Below are 23,303 nucleotides of genomic sequence, written 5' to 3'. Positions count from 1 at the left end.
CGACGGCGGACAGGCATTGATCAAACCGGATACGGCGTATTGTTCGCATTGTGTTGCATCCGAAGCGCTGTAGAAAAAGGTCCGGTTACCACGGACCAGCGTAAGAAGCCTCGATCCGGTCGGCGACCAGATCTTGCAGCCGCCACAGCTTGCGATCATGGATGCCAAGGCTTTCCAGCATCGTGACGGTGGCAAAGAGATACTCTGCCATCGAACCGCGAAAGCCGCACGCCTGGGCAAGTGTGGCAGCGATTTCCTCGTCGGATAGCCCCGCGACATAGCGGGCGTTGTTGCGGTCCATGGCAAAAGTCAGCGCCCGCAGCGGCCCCTGATCGGTCGCGACCTTGATCCAGCGCCAGGGAAACGCTGACGGAAGCTGGCTGAGTTCGCGCCGGATCAGCCGGTGCAGTTCCTGCTCCAGCCCGGCCTGCGGCAAGCGGTAGGCCATGCCCTTGCACTGGCCGCCGCGATCGAGCGCCATCATCAGGCCCGGCGCTTCATGGCTGCCGCGGAAGCGGTGATCCGGCCCGAGGCAAAACCGCCGCCGCCAGCCGATCGCCGTGGCCAGCCGCTTCTCCTCGAATGCGGTTTCCGGCCTCCAGATCAGCGAGCCATAGCCAAACAACCAGAAATCATCACCCGGTGGACAGGTTTCCAGCATGCCCTCGACTGCCTCCTGGTAGTCCGCATCGGTTGCTGTCCGGAACTCCGGCAGCAGTTTCGGTCCGGGATCCTCGATGTCGCGATGGACGACATCAACATGGCGTTGCGACAGCCGCATTCGTCTGTGTCCGGACATTGTTGCAGGGCTCCTTCCGCTCGGTGGCCAGAACTTGCGAAAGGTCCGTTGAGCGCCTTCGCCTGTCAAGTGCGTTTCAAACCGGCTTGCACCGGCTCGCCCCTTGCGGCAGTTTGTATGCCGACGGGAGAAAGCTGATGAAAAGCATCTCAAATGCCGCAGCCATTATCGTTCTCGCAGGTGCGGTCCTGTCGGTGTCGAGTGACCCCGTCCAGGCGCTGACGCCGGGTTATGACGCGGGCGGCTGCGGCTGGTACATCATTCTGGGCTGCGCGAAAAGCCTGAACCAAGCAAACCGCACACTCTCCCGGCTTGGCGGGCCGATGGTCGGCGGCGGTGCGGGGTCGCGCGTGCTCAACACGTCCGATGTCGATGGCTTCCGCAACGGATTTTACTGTGTCGCCGATGGGCCTTACGTCTCCGAGGCAGATGCCGGCTCCGTTGCCTGGCGCGAGGCAGTCCCGGACGCTACCTCAAACGCGGCTGCTAGGGCGTCATGATTTATCGCTCAACGCTCCAGGGCTCGGCTCAAGCGCGCCGCTGTGGTGATTGCCGGCAGCGGCCACCGGGTTGCTCGCCAAATTTTCCTTTCATTTCGGCTGGAATTGGCCTATAGCCCAGCCGTTATCGCCGGTTTGTCCGGCCTGACGTTCGAGGCCCTTGCTGGACGACATCCCGGCAGCGGGCGCCATATCCATCCAGACTGAAAGGATTTACGATGTCGATTACGCCTGAGCGCAAGGCTGCGCTGATCGAAGAATATGCAATCAAGCCCGGCGATACCGGGTCACCGGAAGTCCAGGTTGCGATTCTGACCGAACGGATCAACAATCTGACCGGCCACTTCAAGGACAACAAGAAGGACAACCACTCACGGCGCGGGCTGTTGACGATGGTGTCCACGCGTCGCTCCCTGCTGGATTATGTCAAGCGCAAGGAAGAAGCGCGATACACCGCGCTGATCGCCCGTCTGGGCATCCGCCGCTAAACTGCTGTTCGGCGGGCGACGCGATCCGCATCGCCCGCCGAAACCTTTCTCCGGTCTCCGATCCAGCCAATGGAAAAGGAACCGTGGCGCTGCGGCGCGCACCATCAGGCCCAGAGGGCCACACGTCGCGCCGAAACCGTTCTGCTCTCCGGGCACTCCGGATCAGAACACCCAAAATAGCCTGTCATGGGGCAGGATTGCCGGATGCTTTCGCCGCCATATGCCGCGCGGCCAGACACAAAGCCTCCCGCTGTCTTGCCCGAGATGCGCTCAATCAAACGGGGCAGTGAAGCGCAAGGCCGATAAAAACGGCCGGCCCACATGCCCGCACACGAAGGACAAGACATGTTCGATACCCACAAGGTCGAGATTGAATGGGGCGGTCGTCCGCTCACACTGGAAACCGGCAAGGTTGCCCGCCAGGCTGATGGCGCGGTCATCGCCACCTACGGCGAAACCGTCGTGCTCGCCACCGTCGTTTCGGCCAAATCGCCCAAGCCCGGCCAGGATTTCTTTCCGCTGACCGTCAACTACCAGGAAAAGACCTACGCGGCCGGCAAGATCCCCGGCGGCTATTTCAAGCGCGAAGGCCGCCCGAGCGAGAACGAGACGCTGACATCGCGCCTCATCGACCGCCCGCTGCGCCCGCTGTTTCCTGATGGCTACAAGAACGACACCCAGATCATCATCACCGTTCTGCAGCACGACCTGGAAAACAACCCCGACATCCTGGCGCTGGTTGCAGCGTCGGCTGCGCTGACCATTTCCGGCATCCCGTTCATGGGCCCGATCGCAGGCGCCCGCGTCGGCTACATCGCCGGCGACTATGTGCTCAACCCGCATGTCGACGAAATGCCTGAATCAGACCTCGACCTCATCGTTGCCGGTACATCCGACGCTGTGCTGATGGTCGAATCCGAGGCCAAGGAACTCGGTGAAGACGTCATGCTCGGCGCCGTCATGTTCGGCCACAAGGCCATGCAGCCGGTCATCGACGCGATCATCAAGCTCGCCGAAGCCGCTGCGAAAGAGCCGCGCGACTTTGCCGTCGAGGACAACTCGGCGCTGGAAGCCGAAATGCTCGCCATGTGCGAAGCCGGTCTGCGCGACGCCTACAAGAACACCGACAAGACAGCCCGCTACAACGCTCTCGATGCGGTCAAGGCCAAGGTCAAGGAGCACTTTGCTCCGGCTGACGGCGAAGAGCCCCGCTTCAGCAATGAAGTCATCGGCGCCGTCTTCAAGTCACTGCAGGCCAAGGTCGTCCGTGGCGCCATCATCGAGACCAAGAGCCGCATCGACGGCCGCGATTTCTCGACCGTGCGCCCGATCGTCTCCGAAGTCGGCCTGCTGCCGCGGACCCATGGGTCCGCGCTGTTCACCCGCGGCGAGACCCAGGCCATCGTTGTGGCCACGCTCGGCACCGGCGAAGACGAGCAGTATGTCGACAGCCTGACGGGGACCAAGAAGGCCACCTTCATGTTGCACTACAACTTCCCGCCTTACTCGGTTGGTGAAACCGGCCGCACCGGTTCGCCCGGCCGCCGCGAAATCGGTCACGGCAAGCTCGCCTGGCGCGCGATCCACCCGATGATGCCGTCCGCGGACCAGTTCCCCTACACGCTGCGCGTCGTCTCGGAAATCACCGAGTCCAACGGGTCGTCCTCGATGGCCACAGTCTGCGGCACATCGCTGGCGCTGATGGATGCAGGCGTGCCTCTGGCCAAGCCTGTCGCCGGTATCGCCATGGGCCTGATCAAGGAAGCCGACGACTTTGCGGTTCTCTCCGACATTCTGGGTGACGAGGATCACCTCGGCGACATGGACTTCAAGGTCGCAGGCACCACCGACGGCATCACCGCCCTGCAGATGGACATCAAGATCGACGGCATCACCGAAGAGATCATGAAGATCGCGCTTGGCCAGGCCAAGGACGGCCGCTTGCACATTCTGGGCGAGATGGGCAACGCGCTGACGGAAAGCCGTGGCCAGCTGGGCGAGTTCGCGCCACGCATCGAAGTCATGAACATCCCGGTCGACAAGATCCGTGACGTCATCGGCACAGGCGGCAAGATCATCCGCGAAATCGTTGAGAAGACCGGCGCCAAGATCAACATCGACGACGACGGCACCATCAAGATTGCCTCGTCCTCGGGCAAGGAAATCGAGGCCGCCAAGAAGTGGATCCACTCGATCACGGCCGAGCCGGAAGTCGGCGTGATCTATGAGGGCACCGTGGTCAAGGTTGCCGATTTCGGCGCCTTCGTCAATTTCTTCGGTCCCAAGGACGGTCTGGTCCACATCTCCCAGCTCGCCGCCGAACGCGTCGCCAAGACCGCAGATGTGGTCAAGGAAGGCCAGAAGGTCTGGGTCAAGCTGCTCGGGTTTGACGAGCGCGGCAAGGTCCGCCTGTCGATGAAGGTCGTCGATCAGGAAACCGGCAAGGAAGTCGAAGCCGGCGAATAAGCCGCGTTACGTTCGGTTGACGGCGGGGAACCGCCAGATGGCCATGCCATGAAAAATGCCCCCGGATCGCAATGATCCGGGGGCTTTTTGTTTGAGCGCCGTGCCGTCGAGCTGAATCCTCAAGGATTCCCTGTTCGGCTCAAGCTGAATGAAATTGACAGGCTATATCAAACCCGGCGAAGCCCGTGCTGGTGGAGCAGATTGATCAGCATATCCTTGGCCTCTGTCCTGTGCATCCAGTGCACCTGGCGGGCGGCCTTGGAATCACCCTTGGCGATAGCCTCATAGAGCGCGCGATGGTCCTGATTGGATTTGCTGGGCATTGGCCGCATATGCAGCGTCAAGGCCCGTGCCCGGCGGACCTGGTCGTTGAAATTTGAAACGATGGTCTGGATGCGCTTGTTGCCGCCCAGGCGGACAAGTTCGTCATGGAAGGCGGCGTCGGCGCGGGCCCAGCCTTCGCGGTCATTGGCTGCCACGCTGGCTTCCATCTCGACAATCGCGGTCTTCAGCCGGGACAATTCCTGTTCCGAATAACCGGCGTCAGCAGCGAGCGAGGCGGCGAGGCTTTCAAGCTCGGTCAGCACCTCGTAGATCTCGCGCATGTCGTCGGCCGACAGGGCTGATATCCGGACGCCCTTGCGCGGTCTGACTTCCAGCAGACCCTGCGATTCGAGCACCAGCGTCGCCTCGCGCACCGGTGTTCTCGACATGCCGAGCTTTTCCGCGAGTTCGCTTTCAAGGTGATCTGACCCTGGAGGCAATTCGCCGGCAAAAATCAACGCTCTGAGAGCATCCACCGCCCGAATACTCTGAGATTTTGCCTTTGCTTCCTCCGACACCCTACACCCCTTGTTTGCGACCCTCGCTTGCTGACCGGTAGATCGCTTCTTCCACCTCTATAACACGAAGATAATCGGCCGCAGTGTTTTCGAACGGTCTTCTTTCCAGCAGGCCCTCGACGACATGACGCTGAAGCGCAAACACGCAATCACCGGCAAAGCCGCGCCAGTCTTTTGGCTCCAGCAGCGTCCGCGTCGCGGTCTCACCGAAAGAGCGCAGATAGAGGGCGCCGTTGCCGGCAAGAGTAATGGTCCCGGTGGTGCCTTCCAGCAGCGCTTCACCCAGTGTGGTGCGGGTGTTTTCGGATGCGTGATCAAGATGCCGGTTGCCGTCGAAGATGGCCCGGACGCCGTGATCGAAATCGAAAATGATGTAGCCGGCATCCTCTCCGGCAATCACCGGGTTCATTTTTCTCAGATCAGCATAGACTGCCTGGATATCTCCGAGCAGGAATCGGAACGTGTCGATCCAGTGCACTGCGGTCTCGTGGACGAGAAAGCGCTCCATCTTCTGAAAATAGGGCTGCCGCGAGAGATAGGCATCAGGGCCTTGTCCATCGCCGGTCCGCAACCGGAAAGTCAGTTGATGAACATCACCGATGTCGCCGGCGGCAAGAGCGCGAGCCATCTCCCGATACCAGGGCTGGAAGCGGAAATTCTCGTGCACGATCAGCGGAACGCCTTTGTCCGCAGCGAGAGAGACCGCCGTCCGAGCTTCATCAAGTGAAGTGCAGAACGGCTTCTGGCATATGATCGCCGTGACGCCGTGCTCCAGAGCCGCCTTGATTGCACCCAGATGGGTCTCGGGCGGCGTGATGATGTCGAGCAGGTCCGGCGTCGTCGCTTCGAGCATGTGCCCCAGATCGCTGAATGCCGGGTAACCGGTCTGCCGGGCCTTCTCGATGTTCCTGTTGGCAATGCCGACCAGCTCCACCGCTTCAATCCGCTCCCAGGCGTCAAAGTGAAACTGGCTGAAATATCCCGCCCCAAGACAGGCGACCCGTATGGTATTGTCCAAGATCACGCCCTTGCTGTTATCTGTTCCAGAACCGCCTCGGCGGCGGCTTCGGTGCCGCTGGTTCCGCCAAGATCGCGGGTCAGGACGCTGCCATCGGCAACCACCTGATACACCGCGTCGCGCAATTTCGCCCCATCAGACACCATCGTTTCGATGTTGTGCTTCGTGCCGAGCCAGTCAAGCATCATGGCGGCCGACAGGATCATGGCGAATGGATTGGCCACGCCCTTTCCGGCAATGTCGGGGGCTGATCCGTGACACGGTTGGAACACCGCGTGATTAAGCCCGATATCGGCAGACGGCGCCAGTCCAAGCCCGCCCATGATGCCGGCGCCAAGATCGGACAGGATGTCGCCAAACATGTTTTCGGTGACCAGCACATCAAACAGCCAAGGCTTTTCCACCATCCAGAGTGCGGTCGCGTCGACATAGGCATGGTCTGCGATAAGGTGAGAATACTCCTTGGCCACGCCATCGAAGATCTCGCGGAAAAAGGCAAAGGCGCGAAACACATTGGCTTTGTCGACGCAGGTCACACGGCCCTTGCCGGTTCCCAGGGCCTTGCGTTGCTGGGCATAATCAAATGCGAACCGGAACAGTTTTTCACTGGTCTTGCGCGTGATCAGAAGCGTCTCGCGTGCCTCATCCTTGCTGACCGCCCCTTTGCCCATGGAGAAAAACAGGCCTTCCGTGCTTTCCCGGATCAGGACGAAGTCGATCGACTGGCCGCCTGAAAGCTTGAGCGGGGTCGGTTGACCCTGCACCACCCGGACAGGGCGAACCCCGGCAAACAGGTCGAGCTCGATCCTGAGATCCAGCTGCGGCGAAATTTCGGTTCCGTCCTGATAGCGAACGGAGGGCAGCCCCATGGCCGCCAGCAAGATCGCATCGGCGTTCCGTGCCGTCTCCATTGACGCCACTGGCAGCGACTCTCCGGTTTGCGCATAATGAGCGGCGCCGGCCGGGGCTTTGGAAAAGGCCAGTCCGTAATCCTGCTGCTGTTTTGCAAGGGCTTCAAGAATGCGTATCGTAGGGGCAGTGATTTCGGGCCCGATGCCGTCACCTTCAAACACCGCAATTTCAAATGACTGGACCATAAGTTTCCCCTGAGTGATCGACCGATGCTGAAAACACCGGATTTGTCCGCAAAACGAATTTGACAATGAATTTGTTAATGTATACGTTAAATAATTGCAACACTGATTTTTTGCCTGGGAGGACAATATGAACACTCTGCTCAAGACGTTGACCGTGACAACCGCGCTAATGGGCGCGCTGGGGGCCGGCGCCAATGCCCAAACGGTCCTGAAGTTCAGCCACACCGACAATCCTGGCGGATCCCGGCAGGCGGCTGCCGAGGTTTTTGCCGAGAAGGTGAAGGAATATACCGAGGGCCGCTACGAGATTCGCATATTCCCTGCTGGCCAGCTTGCCAACGACCCGAAGGCGATCGAGCAACTGCAGCTTGGCGGTGTCGATTTCACCGTCTCTGCGACCGGATCCTACGCCACTCACCTGACCACCCTCAATCTCACCGCAATGCCGTTCCTGGTCGACACCTACGAGCAGGGCTGGGAATTCTATGATAATTCCGAATGGCTCAGGGGCGAATTCGACAAGCTGCCTGAAGTTGGTTTCCGGGTGCTGGCCACTTGGGAGGCGGGGTTCCGCAGTTACACCACCAAAGATCCGCTGACATCTCCGGCCGATGCGGCAGGCAAGAAAATGCGCGTGTTTCCCAACGACATGATCCGTTGGACCATGGAAGCGGTCGGCTTTCAGACCGTGGTGATGCCGATCACCGACGTGTATCTTGCGATCCAGCAGGGCACCGTCGATGGTCAGGAGAATCCGGTTGATACGATCAAGTCGCTCCGCTTCTACGAGGTCGCGCCCCACATCACGCTGACCCGGCATGTCTACAGCCCGTTGCCGTTGACGATTTCGGAGAAGACCTGGCAGGCCTTTTCGGACGCCGACAAGGAAGCGGTCAGGAAAGCCGCAGCCGAATCCTCTGCCTTCAGCCGCGACTTGGTCAAGAACTCGGTCAATGCGCAGCTTGAGGAAATGACTGCAGAGGGCGCCAAGGTGTCGACGCCCGAGATTGGGCCGTTCCGGGAAGCCGTCGCATCCGTCTATGACCAGGCGCGCGGTGTCTATGGCGCGGAAGCCGTTGACAAGGTGCTGGCCGATGCCGCCAAGATCCGTGAGATGATGCCGGCGAAATAGGCTTTCGTTAATCGTAAACCCGGGATCAGGACCGTCGCGGTCCTGATCCTTTGTCTGGGACTTTGGCATGGATTACAGGGCAATCTATCCGCTTGCATTACGGGTTATAAGTCGCTTGATCGATCTGTGTCTGGTGCTTGGCGGTCTATCAATCGTGACGCTTGTTTTTGTCAACGCAACACTTAGGGGCGCGGCGGGATTTGATCTTGCCTGGTCGCTGGAAGTCACCGCCTTCCTTCTGCTCTGGACGACCTTTCTCGGCTGTGCAGCGGCAATCGCCCGCGGCGCACATATGCGCGTCACCGAGATCGTCGAGCTGTTCGTGCCAAAAGCACTCCACCGCTTCCTCTCCGCTGCGATCAATTTCATTGTGCTGGTGATGATGCTGAGCCTGATTGTCGAGGGCTATTCGATCTCTAGCCATACCTGGGCGCAGCGGACGACGGTGCTGTATTGGCCGGTCGGTTTTCTTTATGCCTCGATGCCTGTGGGCATCGCGCTGTCGCTGATTTTCCATACCTTCAACATGGTGCATGACTGGCGTTCGCCACCGGGGGGCGATGGCCTGACGGTTGCCCACCATGTCGATGGCGCCGATACGGGAGCCGTGCTGTGATCCTGCTTTTCGTTGTCGCGGTGTTTCTCGTCACCGTGTTTGTCGGCGTGCCGCTGGTCTGGGCGATCCTGATCACAGCCGTTCTGCCGATCATCGTGTTTGATTTGGGCTATCCGCTGCAGGCGCTCTATCTCAATTTCATCGGCGGGGTCGAACCCAACCATTTTCTCGCCATTCCGCTGTTCATCGTGGCGGGTGAACTGATGAGCCGCGGCGGTGTCGGCATGCGCATCATCGGCTTCGCCAGGGCGGCCTTCGGCTTCATGCCGGGCGGGCTGGGCATGGTGGTGGTCGGCGCTTCGATGATCTTCGGCGGCATCTCCGGGTCGGCGATTGCCGACAGCGCCGCAATCGGTTCGGTGATGATCAAGAACATGGCCAAGGAAGGCTATGACAAGGCGTTTGCCGCCGGGCTGGTCGCTGCCGCCGGGACCATCGGCATCATCATCCCGCCATCGATCCCGATGCTGATCTACGGATTTGTCGGCAATGTCTCGGTGGCCGATCTGTTTCTGGCCGGAACGATTCCTGGCATCATCTTCGGCCTCGCCTTCATGCTGGTCTGCTATTATGTCGGCAAATCAACCGGCTGCGATCCTGGTGGCCGCACCACCACACGGGCGGAACTGTGGAGTTCGTTTGTCGGCACCGCACCCGCACTGTTCATGCCGATCCTCATTCTCGGTGGAATTTTCAGCGGCTGGGTCACCCCCACCGAAGCGGCTGCGCTGGCCGTGGTCTACGGGCTGGTGGTCACGATCTTCGTCTACCGGGATTTCCGGATCAAGGACCTGCCGCAATTGATGGTCGATGCCTTTGTCACCAGTGCCACGGTGATGGTGGTGATCGGCGCGACCACGGTTCTCGGCTGGTTGATCACGCTCGAGCAGATGCCGCAGGTGCTGGTTGCCTTTGTGCAGGACCTGTCATCAAGCCCCTGGGTCTTTCTCATCCTGGTCAATCTGGTGCTGCTGATCCTCGGCCTGGTTCTCGATCCCGTGCCGGCGATCCTGTTGACCGCGCCGCTGTTCCTGCCGACCGCGCAGGCCTTCGGCATCGATCCGGTGCATCTGGGCGTGATCATGACCTGCAATGTGGCGGTCGGGTTGTTTACTCCGCCGGTCGGAGCCACCCTCTATGTCGCCTCGCGCATCTCCGGCGTCGGGGTGCTTTCCATCGCGCGCAGAATGGGCATGCTGTACTTTGCCGCCATCGGCGCGCTGTTGCTGGTCACCTATGTTCCCGCCGTGTCGATGACATTGGTCTATCTGTTTCGTTAAGTGAGGTTGGTATGTTTGCTGTTGTTGTCACGTTCAAGATAAAGGCCGGCATGATCAACGAGTTCATGCCGCTGATGCTCGAAAATGCTCAGGCCTCGCTGCGCGATGAGCCCGCTTGCCATCAGTTCGATGTCTGCACCGATGCGGCGCAGCCCGACAGTGTTTTCCTCTACGAGATCTACTCAGATCTTGCCGGCTTCGATGCACACAGGCAGACGCCCCATTTCAAGAAGTTCGACGCCGCCGTTTCGCAAATGATCGAGTCCAAGGACGTGCGCACCTTCGCCCGCGTGCATCAATGATCTGGGAAGTCTACGCCCTCAAATATGCCGACCGCAATTCGCGGACGCGCAAGGACAGCTTCCTCTTCGACGACAATCATGACCAGCCGCATGCGATGGATTATTTCATCTGGGTGCTCAAATGCGGTGACCAGGTCATTGTGGTCGATACCGGCTATGACGAAGCTGAAGCGCGGCACCGGGATCGGCCGATTATCCGGGAGCCGGCAGCCGCCTTGCAGGGGATCGGCCTCAAGCCGGAAGACATCACCACCCTGATCGTCACCCATCTGCATTACGATCATGCCGGTGGTCTCAACCAGTTTCCCAATGCCACCATTCATCTGCAATCCGCCGAAATGGCATACGCCACCGGGCCCTGCATGTGTCACGATACGCTGCGGATGCCGTTTTCCGCCGATCATGTCTGCGAGATGGTCCGGCGGGTCTATTCCGGTCGTGTGATGTTCCATGATGGCGATGGGGAAGTCGCCGATGGGGTGACGGTGCATTGCATCGGCGGCCATTCGCGCGGGCTTCAAGCCGTCCGGGTGCGCACAATGTCCGGGTGGCTCTGTCTGGCGTCTGACGCCGCGCATTATTATGAAAACGTGTTTGCCAGAAAGCCGTTTCCGATCGTGGTTGATCTGCAAAACATGCTTGATGGGTTCGATCGGATATCCGCGCTTGCCAGCGATCGCAGCCTGATTGTTCCCGGCCACGATCCTCTGGTGATGAATCTTTTCGAGTCGGCCGGGCCGGACTATGCCGTGCGGCTCGACACCGGACCGACAAAGGAATTCAGACTGTGAAGATCGGCGTGATTGCGGATGATTTTACCGGCGCCTCGGACATTGCGCTGACGCTTGCCGAAGCCGGCATGAAAACCCTGCTTCTGGCCGGCCTGCCGGAACATCCGGTCACCGGTTGCGATGCCGCGGTGATTTCACTCAAATCGCGCACCGCGCCGCTCGAACAGGCAATCCGCCAATCGTTGCAGGCGTGCGACTGGCTCACAGGGCAGGGCGCTGAACAGATCATCTTCAAGGTCTGCTCCACGTTCGACTCCACCGATCAGGGCAATATCGGGCAAGTCACCGAGGCACTCGCCGAACGGCTCGGCGAGACCGCTGTCATCGTTTGCCCGGCCTTCCCGGAAAATGGCCGCAGCGTATATCAGGGCCATCTGTTCGTGGGCGACAGATTGCTCAGTGAGAGCGGCATGCAGAACCATCCGCTCACCCCGATGCGTGAGTCTGATCTGCGCCGCGTTCTCGCCCGGCAAACCCGGTGGCCGGTGGCGCATGTGCCGGCCCAGGTCGTTGCCAGGGGGACGGGCGCAGTCGCCGAAATGCTGACCTCCGGCAAGGCAATGTTCATTGTGGATGCGATCGAGGATGATGATCTTGTGACCATCGGCGCTGCTGCAAAACACCGCAAATTGCTGTGTGGCGGTTCCGGTATCGCGCTCGGCCTGCCCGGGAATTTCGGGTTTCGCTCTGCATCTCCCCCCTGGACCGGTCATCCCGGCAAGGGGGCAGTCCTGTCGGGATCCTGTTCGGTGGCGACGCGGGCGCAGATCGCCGCATACAGCAAAGTCGCGCCATCTCTGGAACTGACAGCCGATGCCGTGATGGCGGGTAAGCACAGCGCCGAAAGCGTCGCTGACTGGGTGATGGCCGAGGCGCACAAGGCGCCACTGGTCTACTCGTCGGCGGACCCCGAAACGGTCAAGGCCGCGCAACAGAAATACGGTCAGACGATTGTCGCAGACCGGATCGAGGGCTTGTTTCGCGAACTCGCTGCAGAACTGTCTCGTCGCGGAATATCTCAGATCGTGTCCGCCGGCGGCGAAACCTCAGGTGCCGTCGTCGCCGGGTTGGGAGCCCGCCAATTGACCGTCGGCACACGGATCGCGCCCGGCGTGCCGGCCTTGCGTGTGGATGACCGCGCGCTGGTGATCGCGCTCAAGTCCGGCAATTTCGGCGATGAGAATTTTTTCGCCCATGCCATCAAGATGCTCTCGGAGGACCGATGACTGAGGAAACCCGGATCCGCGACGATATCGCCAGATGGGCAAAGTCGATTTTTGAGCGCGGTCTGACAAACGGTTCGTCCGGCAATATTTCCGCGCGGCTTTCCGATGGCCGCGTTCTGGTCACGCCAACCGGGGCCAGCATGGGATTCATCGATCCGGCGCGGATCAGCCTGCTGGATGCGTCAGGCCGATTGATCAGTGGAGACCCGCCGACCAAGGAAGTGCCGCTGCACAGCGCTTTTTACGACACCCGGCATGGCGCCGGCGCCGTCGTGCACCTGCATTCGTGTTACTCGGTGGTGTTGTCGGTGCTGCCCGAAACCGATCCGGAAAACGTGCTGCCGCCGATCACTGCCTACAGCGTCATGAAGCTGGGGCGCGTCAAGCTGCTGCCCTATTTCATGCCCGGCGATCCGGCCATGGGTGACGCCGTGCGCGGCCTGCTTGGCAAACGGTCTGCCGTGCTGCTGGCCAATCACGGGCCGGTCGTCTGCGGCAAGGATCTCGATGCCGCAGTCTATGCCATGGAGGAACTGGAGGAGGCCGCCAAGCTCACCCTGCTGTGTCGCGGTCTGTCGCCACACCTGTTGACGGAAGCACAGCTCGGCGGCCTCGTTAAGACATTCGACGTAGACTGGTAGGGATCTGTTTCAGGACAGCGACGTTCCGTTCAGGGCGGCGATCCAAGGCGCGGTTGCCCAAACGCGCCACCGGATTGTCCATTGTGTCACAGCAGTGCTGCGCCCGGCATTGCGGTGTTGCCGCACCCTTTTGGTGGAACGTCTGGCTTCCACGAGCCACGAACAGGATGCGCATGGCGCGACATGCAGTGGTCTTGGTCAGGCTTCTTCCGACCGGTCGGTTGCAGGCGCCGGAGTGGGGCTGAGCCGGGTGACCTGCGCATGGAGATCGTCCGACAATTCGAAATCGATCGCATCCAGCGACGGCTGCAATTGAGATGCATTGCGGGCGGAGATCAACGTCGAGGTGACCGCCGGATGCCGGGCCACCCATGCCACGGCGAGCGTCGCAGCGGGGATCGCCAGACGTTCCGACAGATGGCGCAGCTCGCGGGCGGCTTCGTGCATCCACGACTGTGCATAGCGCGCCGCATAGGTGCGATCATCTTTAAGCCGGCCCGCCGCCCCATCTGCGTATTTGCCGGTCAGCAACCCGCCGCCCAGCGGTGAATAGGGGCAGACGGAGATGCCCTGATCTTCACAGGCCGGCAGAATCTCGGCCTCTGCCTGCCGTTTGACAAGATTGTACATCGGTTGGCAAACGTCGATCTGCGTGTCGAATGTCGCACAAACTGCCTGTGCCTTCATGATTTGCCACGCCGCGAAATTGGACACCCCGATGTGGCGGATCAGGCCCCGAGACTGCATCTCGGCCAGGGTGCCAAAGGTCTCCTCCAACTCCGTTTCGGGGTCGAACCGATGCAGATAGTAGATATCGATACAGTCGACCCCCAACCGTTTGCAGCTTAGCTCATGGGAAGCCCGCAGATTGTCTGACGACGCGGGGCGGTCATTCGGTGCCTTCGTGGCGACGAGGACATCATCGGCCATCGGGGCGGCCAGTTTGCCCAGCATTTGCTCGGAGGCGCCGCCCGTATAGCTGTAAGCCGTGTCGAAGAGATTGATCCCGGCACCAATGCAGGCCTCAAACATCTCGCGCGCGTCGTTTTCATCCGCGGTCCGGCCAAATTGCATGGCTCCAAATCCCAGTCGCGAAACAGGCGTTCCATTCTTCGTCTCAATGCACTTCATCGGTTGACTTTCTGGGAGGGGGTTGCCTTGTCAGCGCCGGGAGCCGCTCGTCGTTTGCGCAAATGCAGGTCTCGGCCGCCACTTTTTTTTGACAGGATTGTCTCGTCACCGGAGATATTGCATGACCCCAGCCGCCGCGGTCATATCGCAATCGTGGAGCGAAGAGGTTCCTTTCACGACGCCGCTTTTTGCATGTAAAGCGCGCGGGACCGCTCCAGATGCTGGATCATAGCTTTTTCCGCCGCCTCGGCATCATGGGCTGCAATGCACTCGATAATCTCTTCATGCTCTGCCAGTGTGGTGCTTTCCTTGCCGGTCCAGATCAGCATTTCGGTATGGTACTCCTTGAGCCAGCTCAGCATCGCCTCGCTGAAGGCGATGTAGATCGGGTTGCGGGAAATGACGGCAATCTGCGTATGAAGCAGCATGTCGGCTGAAATAAAGGCTTCGGCATCGCCCAGGGCCAGCCGTTGCCGGGCGACGATTTCGCGCAACCGTTCGACATCTTCGTGAGATGCTTTCTCGGCGGCTTCCCTCACCATGCCGCGTTCAAAAAAAATCCGGGCATTTTTGAGATGCTCGAGGGAATCCTTGGAAGACGCGAGCATCATTTTCGCTGTCGCATCGACCTGGTTGATGATCGATCTTGCCGACAGTTTGAGCACCTTGGCGCGTTCGCCGTGGGAAATCGCCACCAGCCCCATGCTTGCAAGCGCCTGCATGGCTTCACGGATTGCCGGGCGACCGACCTCGAAGCGAACCATCAGTTCACGCTCGGACGGCATGTCGTCGCCTGGCTGGAGCTCGCCGTCGGTGATGAGACGCTTGAGTCTGTCGAGAACCTCATCGGAAAGCTTGCGTCGAATAATCGGTCCTGAGTGGTCCATCGGCTGTTCTTGCTCCTGTCGCGACGTCACATCCGGAACGGCTGCAACCAATAGCGATCGGTTGGTAACTGGTTGCAATGGTTCGCAGTTCCAATCGGCAGGATCAGTATACCAGTTGGCTGGCAAGATGGAAGTGGCTGCTTGTGATCGATCGGCGCAAAGTGAACTTGCATGATACGAAGTCAAGCAAGTCTTGGCGCTCCGGGAATGGCCCGCGGCGGGGTTTCGGCGCAGTGGCGCCGGCCAGATTTCTGTTCCGCTTGTCTCATGACGAAACAACTCGCCTGAAGGTCAGGGTTGGCGAACGCAGGGCTTGTCACCATTGATCATTTGTTGGTCCAGAACACTTGTAATTCCGAAACATTCTGCTGAAAGAGAAAGTATTTGACTCGAAATGTCGCGGAAGTTATGTATTTGTCCTACAAATAGGAGATGCCAGGTGGCGACGGAAAAACAGACGGCTGGATCAGTCCCAGGCAGCGATGCCGCTGAGTCGGTCGCGGAAAATCAGGATGCAGCCATTCGCCCGCCCTCGCGCTCAGCTGTGGATGAGATGGTTCAGAGCATCCGGGGGCTGATTTCGAGCGAGGGACTGACCGTAGGTGACAATCTGCCGACGGAACGGGAACTGTGTGAGCGATTCGAGGCCAGCCGCAATACGGTCCGTGAGGCAATGCGCATTCTCAAGGCCTATGGCATCGTCTCGGTGCGCCCGAAAGTCGGGGCGACGATCATCGATGACCGCATGGAGCGGGCGCTCGATCTGTTTTCGTTCAACACGCTTGAGGTGTCGCGCGACACATTTGTCGATGTCCAGGGCTTTCGCGGCCTGCTGGAGGTGGCATCTGTGGATGTGCTGTTCGAGAAGATCGTTGCGGCGGACATCGCTGATCTTCACGCCGCCAATGAGGACTTGCGCCACGCCAAAGCCGAGCTGGATGCGTCAGAGGCCGATTTCCGGTTCCACACGCGGCTTGTCCAGATCATGGACAACAAGGCTGTGCTGGATGTCTACAAGATCATGAAGCCGGTGATCCTGAGGATCATGTTGCGCGGCAAGACCCGCCACACGTTCTCGACTTCGACGTTCAGTGAGCACGGTGACATTCTGGAAGCGCTCGAGGCGCGGGATCGCACGGCATACCAGTACAAGATGAAGACTCATCTGGAAAATGGCTTCAGGCACTTCAGCGCCTAGCCGTAAAGAGCTCGCTCTGCCGTTGCGTTGGGAGGCAAGACGGTGAGTTGGGGAAGTGGCCGCCGAAGGCGGCATCAAGGGAGGGCGCAGTTGGGCGCCAAAGGGAGGAAGACCATGAAACATCAAACACTGATAACCGCAGCCGCCGGCTTTATGCTGTCGACCAGCCTCGCACTCGCCGCGCCGGAGGTCGTTGATGGCCCGGGTGCCGATCCGCAGTGCTTCGCTCCGCTGTCGGAAGACACCCAATACTTCCAGTGGCCGGCTAAAGAAGGCCCCTACAAGGTCGCTCTGGTCAACGGTTTCATCGCCAATGACTGGCGCGTGCAGATGATCCGCGTTGCAAAGGCCTTTGCCAACCAGCCGGAAGTCGCCGCGGACCTCGAGGAGTTCAAGGTCGTATCGGTCGGCGAGGACATTGCCGCCCAGATTGCCGCAGCCAACAACTTCATCGATCAGGGCTTTGATGCCATCATCGTCAACGCCAACAACACTTCCGCCTTCGGCTCGGTGGTGCGCAAGGCCAATGCCGCTGGTGTGGTGGTGCTTTCCTTCGACAATGTCATCGATGATCCGATGAACATCCAGATCAATGTCGATCAGGTCGGCCTGGGACGCACCGCAGGAGAGTTCCTGCTGTCGAAGACGGACGCTGATCCGGCCAAATTCCTGTTCGTTCGCGGACCCGCAGGTCAGCCGGTCGATATTGCCCGCGCCACAGGCTTTCAGGAAGTGCTCGATGCTTCCGGCCGCAATGTGGAAGTCACCGAAGTTGTCGGCAACTGGGCGCCTGGCGACGGACAGAAGGTAACCGCCGACGCGATCGCAGCGGGCGGCATGTTTGACGGCATCTACGTTCAGGGCGGCTCGCAAGGACCGGCCCAGGCGATGATCGATGCCGGCAAGTTCATCGTTCCCATGTCCGGCGAAGATGAAAACGCCTTTCGCCAGATGTGCAACGAGTATCACGACAAGGGCATGGTCTGCCAATCTGGCGGCACCGGTCCGGCGCAGTCGGCGATCACCATCAAGACCGCGATTGCGGCTTTGAAGGGTGAGGTCATTCCGCAGTCGATTTCGCTGCCGACATCAATCTCGTTCTCGCCCTACAAGGTGGGCTCGGAGGTGTTTCCGGATCTTCCCGGATCGCTGTTTACCGGCAACAATTTTCCGGACTGCAATATCGGCTTCACCAACGAAGAGATCTCGTCGCAAAGCGGCGACAACAACTAGCCGCACGGGCGACCAAGGAGTGCCGCCGGACCATCTCGGCGGCACGACAATGCGTAAATCGACAGAAACTTGAGTGAAGGCAGGAGCTACCTTTGGCGATGGCAGGTGAAACTACACCCTTGCTGCGCATGGAAGGGATTACCAAGCACTACGGCGGCGTCCGAGCGCTTGAGAATGTCCGTTTTGAATGCGACCGGGGACGAATACATGCCCTTCTGGGGGAAAACGGCGCGGGCAAATCCACGCTGATCAAGGTGCTGTCCGGAGTGGTTCAGCCCAATGCGGGACGTATTCTGCTCGATGGCAGGCCGCAGGTCTTTGCCCGGCCCGCCGCGGCCAACGAGGCCGGGATTGCCTGTATTTTCCAGGAGCTTTCACTGCTGCCAGATCTGACGGTTGCCGACAATATCTGCATTACAAATCCGCCGATGCGGTTCGGCCAAATCGACTATCGCGCCCAGCGAAAGCGCGCCGAAGCCGCGCTGGCCGTGGTCGGAGGCGAGGATATCCACCCGAATGCAACCGTACGCGACCTGCCGCTGTCGCGCCGGCAGATGGTGGAGATCGCCAAGGCGATGGCACGCGAACCAAAGCTGCTGATCCTTGATGAAGCCACGTCCGCGCTCACTGCGGCGGATGTGGCAAAGGTCTTCGCCATGCTCAAGCGCCTGCGCGAGGAGGGGATGGCAGTCGTCTACATCTCCCACCGGATGCATGAGATCGCCGAGCTTGCGGATGACTGCACTGTGTTCCGCAATGGCCAGCATGTTGAAACTTTCACCGCCGGCAGCAAGACCGACAATGCAATGGTGGAAATGATGATTGGCCGGGAATACCAGAACGCTTTTCCGCCGCTGACCAGGGCGAAACCCGATAGCGAACCGGTTCTCAAGGTCGAGAACCTCTCCTGGCAGCGGGAGTTGAACAATATCAATCTGGAACTCCGGCCCGGTGAAGTGGTCGGGTTGGGCGGCCTTGATGGACAGGGACAGCGCCAATTGCTGCTTGCCCTGTTCGGCACGCTGATCGGCACCACCGGCACAATCAGGATTGCCGGCGAAGCGGTCGATATCACCAGTCCGCAGCACGCCAAGTCGGACACTGTCGGGATGGCGCTCATTCCCGAGGACCGCAAGCATGAAGGGTTGATGCTGCCCATGACCGTGCGGGAGAACCTCACCTTCGCCGCCGTCGACCGGATGAGCAAATGGGGTCTGGTCGACCGGTCGGCCGAAGAAGCAGCAATCACGGAAATGGTCGAGCTGTTGAAAATCAGATCCGACGGTATTGACGGCCCGGTGGCAGCCCTCTCGGGCGGCAACCAGCAGAAGATCGTCATCGGCAAATGGCTGATGAACAAGCCGCGCATCATCCTGCTCAACGACCCCACCCGGGGGATCGACGTGGGCACGAAGCAGGAAATCTACCAGTTGCTCCGGCGTCTGGCCGAAAGCGGTGCGGCAATCCTGTTCTACTCCACCGATTATGACGAACTCATCGGCTGCTGTGACCGGGTTCTGGTGCTTTACGATGGCACTGTCATCGAAACCTTGGCCGGTGACCGGCTCACCGAACGCAACCTGATTGCTGCGGCACTCAACATCACAAACACCAGGGATTTGCCGGAGACCGTTCAATGAGTGTGGTACCCTCAACTCAAGCCGCAGCGCCCGCCGGGCGTGCCCGTGACAATTTCAGCCACTGGCTGCTGGCCCAGCGTGGCCTGCTGCTCGCGGTTGCGATCTTTGCCGTCATGTTCCTTGTCTACGGCTGGAAACTGAATGTCGGACTGACGGCCAACATCATCAACACCGCAGCCAACAAGGGGGCGCTGCTCGCGCTCGTTGCCATGGCGCAAACCCTGCCGGTGATCACCGGCGGACTCGACCTGTCGGTGGGAATGATTTTTGTGTTGACCAACTGCCTGGCGTCGGTGGTTGTCGTCGGCGGCCCGGTCTCGGCGTTTTTCGGGATTTTGCTTGTGCTCGGGGTTGGTCTGCTCTGTGGCTTCATCAACGGCGTGATCGTTGTGTACGGCCGGCTGCAGCCGATCATTGTCACGCTTGCCACGGGTGCGGTTTATTTCGGATGTTCACTGGCTATCCGTCCGCAGCCCGGCGGTTCGGTCAATTTCGAGTTTGCCGATCTGATGACCCGTTCCTGGGCCGGGGTGCCGTCAACCGTCATCCTGTTGATCGCCGTTGTGCTGTTGATCTGGATGCCTTACCGCCGGTCCGTGCTCGGGCGCGGGGCCTATGCGATCGGATCGTCCGAACAGGCAGCCTACATGTCGGGCGTGCCTGTAGCGCGCGCGCGGCTGCTGGCCTACACGCTGGCCGGTTTGTTTGCGGCGATTGCCGGTATTCTTCTCACCTGCATCACCTATTCCGGCGCGGCCAAAGCTTCGCTTGCCAACGATTACACTCTCAATTCCATCGGTGCCGTGGTGATTGGCGGAACATCGCTGTTTGGAGGCGTCGGCAGTGCCGTTGGCTCCATATTCGGTGCGTTCGTGATGCGTACCGTTGGCGATCTGCTGATCGTGTTTGACATCAATCCGGTGCTGCAGCCGTTGTTCGTCGGCATTGTCCTGCTGTTCGCGGTGTCGATCGGCTCGCTGAGAATTCTGCGGGTCAAGAACAAACTCGACCTCTACCGGTAAGGAACTCAGCGCAATGACCGGCATGACAAAATCCATCAAGCCACTCGACAAGGCAACAACAATTGCCTTTGGCTGCATCATCCTGCTGCTGGGAGTCGGTGCGATAGCCGAACCGAATTTCCTGTCGGCCACCTATCTGGTTCAGCAGCTTCAGGTGGCGTCCTTTCTGGGCGTCATCGCGACCGGCATGATGATGGTCATTCTTCTGGGCCACATCGATCTCTCGATTCCGTGGACCATTTCGATCGGCGGTATGATGGCCACGGGAGCGAGCGGCATTCTCGGACCGGAGCTGGGCGTGCCTCTGGCGGTCCCCTTCGGCATCGCCTGCGGGATGACGGTCGGCCTTATCAACGGGATCGGGGTTGCCTATCTGCGCGCACCGGCAATGATCTTCACACTCGGCATGAACGCGGTGGCGCAGGGCGTGATGGTCTATCACACCGGAGGTTTCGCGCCGCAGGACAGCGGCACGCCCTTTATGCGGGAGCTTGCGGTGGGGCACCTGGTTCCGGGCGTTCCCAATCCGTTGCTGATCTGGATCCTGCTTGGCGCAGCGACCGTCTTCGTGCTGACGCGGACGACGCTTGGGCGGCAGATCTACGCGATCGGAAACACCGAACGGGCGGTTTTCCTCTCCGGCGTCAATACCCGCCGGGTTCTTGTCATCTGTTTCGTGTTTTCAGGCGCGTGTGCCGCCGCCGGCGGAATCCTTCTGTCCGGCTGGGCCAACCGGTCCTATCAGGCCATGGGGGATGTCTATCTCTTGCCGACCGTGGCCGCCATCGTTCTGGGCGGCACCAATGTGCTCGGCGGCCGAGGCCGGTATATGGGCACGGTCGCCGGCGTGATTCTGATCACGCTCCTGCAGTCGATCCTGTCGGTGCTGCAGCCACAGGTCTATTTTGCCGAGTTTGGCATCAAGCTGCCCGCTGACGTTTTCCGCAACATCGTCTTCGGCGTCGTCATCATTGGAATGCTGTTGCTTTATGCACGGGGAGCGAAGGTGCAATCCTGAGGCCGGTCGCCAGGCCGGCCGTTGCTGACAGCTAAGGCGAAACCGGTTCGCTGGTCTTGAAACAACAGCAAGGGTCCCCGCGACCTCAAACAGCGGGCGAAAGAGGAGATGAAATGTCCAATCGGAAAACAGCTGACGAGTTGCGTTCAAGGCTCTGGTTCTCCAACCCTGACAATCCCGAAATGACGGCGCTCTATGTCGAGCGCTATGTCAATTATGGTTTGACCCGCGCCGAATTGCAGTCAGGCAAGCCGATTATCGGGATTGCTCAAACCGGATCGGACCTGTCTCCGTGCAACCGCCATCATGTGGAACTGGCAAAGCGGGTCCGGGATGGCATCATTGCCGGCGGCGGGGTGCCATTTGAAATTCCGGTGCATCCGATACAGGAAACCGGCAAACGCCCGACTGCGATGCTCGACCGGAACCTCGCCTATCTGGGACTGGTTGAGGCGCTCTTCGGCTATCCGATGGATGGTGTTGTGCTCACCATCGGCTGTGACAAGACCACCCCGGCGCTGCTGATGGCTGCCGCCACGGTCAACATTCCGGCTATCGCATTCTCGGTCGGGCCGATGCTGAATGGCTATTTCCGCAATGAACGCACCGGATCGGGCACCATCATCTGGAAAGCCCGGGAGCTGCATGCGGAAGGCAAGATCGATGACGAGCAGTTTGCCGACCTGGTCACCTCATCCGCGCCATCGGTCGGCTACTGCAATACCATGGGAACCGCCTCGACCATGAACTCTCTGGCGGAAGCCTTGGGCATGCAACTGCCCGGATCCGCCGCGATCCCCGCTCCCTACCGCGAGCGGGGGCAAATGGCCTATTCCACCGGCCGGCGCATCGTCGAGATGGTGTGGGAGGATCTCAAGCCTTCCGATGTCATGACCCGCGCTGCATTTGAGAACGCCATTGTGGTCAATTCGGCGCTGGGTGGCTCAACCAATGCGCCGATCCACCTCAATGCGGTCGCCCGGCATGTGGGAGTTCCGTTGTCCAATGATGACTGGCAGGCGCTTGGTTATCACATCCCCTTGCTCACCAACATGCAGCCTGCCGGTGCCTATCTTGGCGAGGATTTCCACCGCGCAGGCGGTGTTCCGGCGGTTGTCGGAGAATTGATGGAAGCGAAACTGTTGCCGAACCCGGATGCGGTCACTGTCAACGGACGACCGATCGGCGAGAATTGCGGCCACCGCCGCAGCGAGAACGCAGAGGTCATTCTCACGGTGGGAAAACCCATGCTGGCAAACGCCGGGTTTCTCAATATGAAGGGCAATCTGTTTGATAGCGCCATGATGAAGACATCGGTGATTTCGCCGGAATTCCGGCAACGCTATTTGTTGAGCGAGAAGCATCCGGATGCCTTTGTCGGGCGGGCAATCGTTTTCGACGGACCGGAACAATACAACAGCACAATCGATGATCCGGCGCTTGAGGTGGACGAAAATTGCATCCTGGTCATGCGCGGGGCCGGCCCTCTGGGCTATCCCGGAGGGGCGGAAGTGGTGAACATGCGGCCCCCCGGTTACCTGCTGAAAAAGGGCATAACCTCCTTGCCCTGCATTGGGGATGGGCGGCAATCAGGCACATCTGCATCGCCGTCCATTCTCAATGCCTCGCCCGAGGCTGCAGCCGGTGGTGGGCTGGCCTTGCTCAAATCCGGCGACTCCATCCGCATCGACCTGACCACCTGCAGTGTTGAGGCATTGGTGCCGGAAGCGGAATGGGCGCAAAGAGCTGCTGATCTTGCTTCGGCCGGCGGCTATCCGATACCTCAGAGCCAGTCACCCTGGCAGAAGTATTTCCGTGATCTGGTTGAACCGTTCTCGGACGGCATGGTGCTGCGTGGTGCGCCGGAATTTCAGGCTATTGCACAGAAATCGCGGCCTCGCGACAATCATTAGACTGCGATCCCGAGAGCGGTCGAGAACGCCATGTTCCTGAGCCTGGCCGTGCAGCTTCAAGAT

Annotated in this window: 22 protein-coding genes; 16 read left to right on the top strand and 6 right to left on the bottom strand. The window is 60.1% G+C overall.

Features of this window, described 5'->3' with window-relative positions; all coding sequences use genetic code 11:
• Positions 1-85 precede the first annotated feature (85 nt).
• The gene (locus PZ897_RS18680) at positions 86-799 is read right to left on the bottom strand and encodes a gamma-glutamylcyclotransferase (RefSeq protein ID WP_275754260.1); all 714 of its coding nucleotides are present in this window, start codon (positions 797-799) and stop codon (positions 86-88) included.
• Positions 800-936: 137 nt separating this feature from the next.
• Between PZ897_RS18680 and PZ897_RS18675 the strand changes: the two genes are divergently transcribed.
• The 3 genes from PZ897_RS18675 to pnp all read left to right on the top strand — a co-directional run bounded on the left by PZ897_RS18675 (position 937) and on the right by pnp (position 4,253).
• Positions 937-1,299: a hypothetical protein gene (locus PZ897_RS18675; protein WP_275754259.1), complete on the top strand. Its 363-nt coding sequence runs from the start codon at positions 937-939 to the stop codon at positions 1,297-1,299.
• Between the two features lie 218 nt (positions 1,300-1,517).
• On the top strand, positions 1,518-1,787 hold the full coding sequence (rpsO, locus tag PZ897_RS18670; RefSeq protein ID WP_275754257.1) for a 30S ribosomal protein S15: 270 nt from the start codon (positions 1,518-1,520) through the stop codon (positions 1,785-1,787).
• Positions 1,788-2,132: 345 nt separating this feature from the next.
• Positions 2,133-4,253, top strand: coding sequence for a polyribonucleotide nucleotidyltransferase (gene pnp, locus PZ897_RS18665; protein ID WP_275754255.1), 2,121 nt, complete (start codon positions 2,133-2,135; stop codon positions 4,251-4,253).
• Positions 4,254-4,420: 167 nt separating this feature from the next.
• Here the strand turns inward: pnp and PZ897_RS18660 are convergent, their stop codons facing one another.
• The 3 genes from PZ897_RS18660 to PZ897_RS18650 are packed head-to-tail and all read right to left on the bottom strand — an operon-like array spanning position 4,421 to position 7,210.
• Positions 4,421-5,053 (bottom strand): GntR family transcriptional regulator, encoded by a 633-nt coding sequence (locus tag PZ897_RS18660; protein WP_275754254.1) that lies wholly within the window; start codon positions 5,051-5,053, stop codon positions 4,421-4,423.
• A gap of 43 nt (positions 5,054-5,096) precedes the next feature.
• Complete coding sequence (locus PZ897_RS18655; protein ID WP_275754253.1) at positions 5,097-6,119, bottom strand: Gfo/Idh/MocA family oxidoreductase; 1,023 nt, start codon at positions 6,117-6,119, stop codon at positions 5,097-5,099.
• Positions 6,116-7,210: an isocitrate/isopropylmalate dehydrogenase family protein gene (locus PZ897_RS18650; RefSeq protein ID WP_275754251.1), complete on the bottom strand. Its 1,095-nt coding sequence runs from the start codon at positions 7,208-7,210 to the stop codon at positions 6,116-6,118. The genes PZ897_RS18655 and PZ897_RS18650 overlap by 4 nt, the downstream gene beginning before the upstream one ends.
• A 127-nt stretch (positions 7,211-7,337) precedes the next feature.
• Here PZ897_RS18650 and PZ897_RS18645 point away from each other — a divergent pair, with 127 nt between their 5' ends.
• From PZ897_RS18645 to otnC, 7 genes are all read left to right on the top strand, one after another.
• A complete protein-coding gene (locus PZ897_RS18645) occupies positions 7,338-8,342 on the top strand; it encodes a TRAP transporter substrate-binding protein (protein WP_275754249.1) in 1,005 nt (334 codons plus the stop codon).
• A gap of 67 nt (positions 8,343-8,409) precedes the next feature.
• The gene (locus tag PZ897_RS18640) at positions 8,410-8,958 is read left to right on the top strand and encodes a TRAP transporter small permease (protein WP_275754247.1); all 549 of its coding nucleotides are present in this window, start codon (positions 8,410-8,412) and stop codon (positions 8,956-8,958) included.
• Complete coding sequence (locus PZ897_RS18635) at positions 8,955-10,238, top strand: TRAP transporter large permease (RefSeq protein WP_275754245.1); 1,284 nt, start codon at positions 8,955-8,957, stop codon at positions 10,236-10,238. Before PZ897_RS18640 ends, PZ897_RS18635 begins: the two co-directional genes overlap by 4 nt.
• An 11-nt stretch (positions 10,239-10,249) precedes the next feature.
• Positions 10,250-10,540 (top strand): putative quinol monooxygenase, encoded by a 291-nt coding sequence (locus PZ897_RS18630; RefSeq protein WP_275754244.1) that lies wholly within the window; start codon positions 10,250-10,252, stop codon positions 10,538-10,540.
• Positions 10,537-11,331, top strand: a complete 795-nt coding sequence (locus tag PZ897_RS18625; protein ID WP_275754242.1) for an N-acyl homoserine lactonase family protein — start codon at positions 10,537-10,539, stop codon at positions 11,329-11,331. The genes PZ897_RS18630 and PZ897_RS18625 overlap by 4 nt, the downstream gene beginning before the upstream one ends.
• Positions 11,328-12,557: a 3-oxo-tetronate kinase gene (gene otnK / locus PZ897_RS18620; RefSeq protein ID WP_275754240.1), complete on the top strand. Its 1,230-nt coding sequence runs from the start codon at positions 11,328-11,330 to the stop codon at positions 12,555-12,557. Before PZ897_RS18625 ends, otnK begins: the two co-directional genes overlap by 4 nt.
• Positions 12,554-13,198 (top strand): 3-oxo-tetronate 4-phosphate decarboxylase, encoded by a 645-nt coding sequence (otnC, locus tag PZ897_RS18615; protein WP_275754239.1) that lies wholly within the window; start codon positions 12,554-12,556, stop codon positions 13,196-13,198. Before otnK ends, otnC begins: the two co-directional genes overlap by 4 nt.
• Before the next feature lie 198 nt (positions 13,199-13,396).
• On the opposite strand, the gene PZ897_RS18610 is transcribed toward otnC, so the two are convergent.
• The gene (locus PZ897_RS18610) at positions 13,397-14,329 is read right to left on the bottom strand and encodes an aldo/keto reductase (RefSeq protein WP_275754238.1); all 933 of its coding nucleotides are present in this window, start codon (positions 14,327-14,329) and stop codon (positions 13,397-13,399) included.
• 173 nt (positions 14,330-14,502) lie between these two features.
• Positions 14,503-15,216, bottom strand: a complete 714-nt coding sequence (locus tag PZ897_RS18605; protein ID WP_275754236.1) for a transcriptional regulator NanR — start codon at positions 15,214-15,216, stop codon at positions 14,503-14,505.
• Between the two features lie 439 nt (positions 15,217-15,655).
• Between PZ897_RS18605 and PZ897_RS18600 the strand changes: the two genes are divergently transcribed.
• The 6 genes from PZ897_RS18600 to PZ897_RS18575 all read left to right on the top strand — a co-directional run bounded on the left by PZ897_RS18600 (position 15,656) and on the right by PZ897_RS18575 (position 23,240).
• Entirely contained in the window at positions 15,656-16,414 is a 759-nt protein-coding gene (locus PZ897_RS18600; protein WP_275754234.1) for an FCD domain-containing protein, read from the top strand.
• Between the two features lie 114 nt (positions 16,415-16,528).
• Complete coding sequence (locus tag PZ897_RS18595) at positions 16,529-17,647, top strand: substrate-binding domain-containing protein (protein ID WP_275754232.1); 1,119 nt, start codon at positions 16,529-16,531, stop codon at positions 17,645-17,647.
• A gap of 98 nt (positions 17,648-17,745) precedes the next feature.
• Complete coding sequence (locus PZ897_RS18590; RefSeq protein WP_275754230.1) at positions 17,746-19,287, top strand: sugar ABC transporter ATP-binding protein; 1,542 nt, start codon at positions 17,746-17,748, stop codon at positions 19,285-19,287.
• The gene (locus tag PZ897_RS18585) at positions 19,284-20,309 is read left to right on the top strand and encodes an ABC transporter permease (protein ID WP_275754228.1); all 1,026 of its coding nucleotides are present in this window, start codon (positions 19,284-19,286) and stop codon (positions 20,307-20,309) included. Before PZ897_RS18590 ends, PZ897_RS18585 begins: the two co-directional genes overlap by 4 nt.
• Before the next feature lie 13 nt (positions 20,310-20,322).
• Positions 20,323-21,327, top strand: a complete 1,005-nt coding sequence (locus PZ897_RS18580; protein WP_275754227.1) for an ABC transporter permease — start codon at positions 20,323-20,325, stop codon at positions 21,325-21,327.
• Positions 21,328-21,440: 113 nt separating this feature from the next.
• Positions 21,441-23,240 (top strand): IlvD/Edd family dehydratase, encoded by a 1,800-nt coding sequence (locus PZ897_RS18575; RefSeq protein WP_275754226.1) that lies wholly within the window; start codon positions 21,441-21,443, stop codon positions 23,238-23,240.
• The last annotated feature ends 63 nt before the right edge of the window (positions 23,241-23,303 follow it).

This window comes from Hoeflea sp. YIM 152468 (assembly GCF_029210485.1).
GTDB lineage: Bacteria > Pseudomonadota > Alphaproteobacteria > Rhizobiales > Rhizobiaceae > Hoeflea.
Note: the sequence above shows the minus strand (reverse complement) of the source record. Positions and strands in the feature narration are given on the sequence as shown.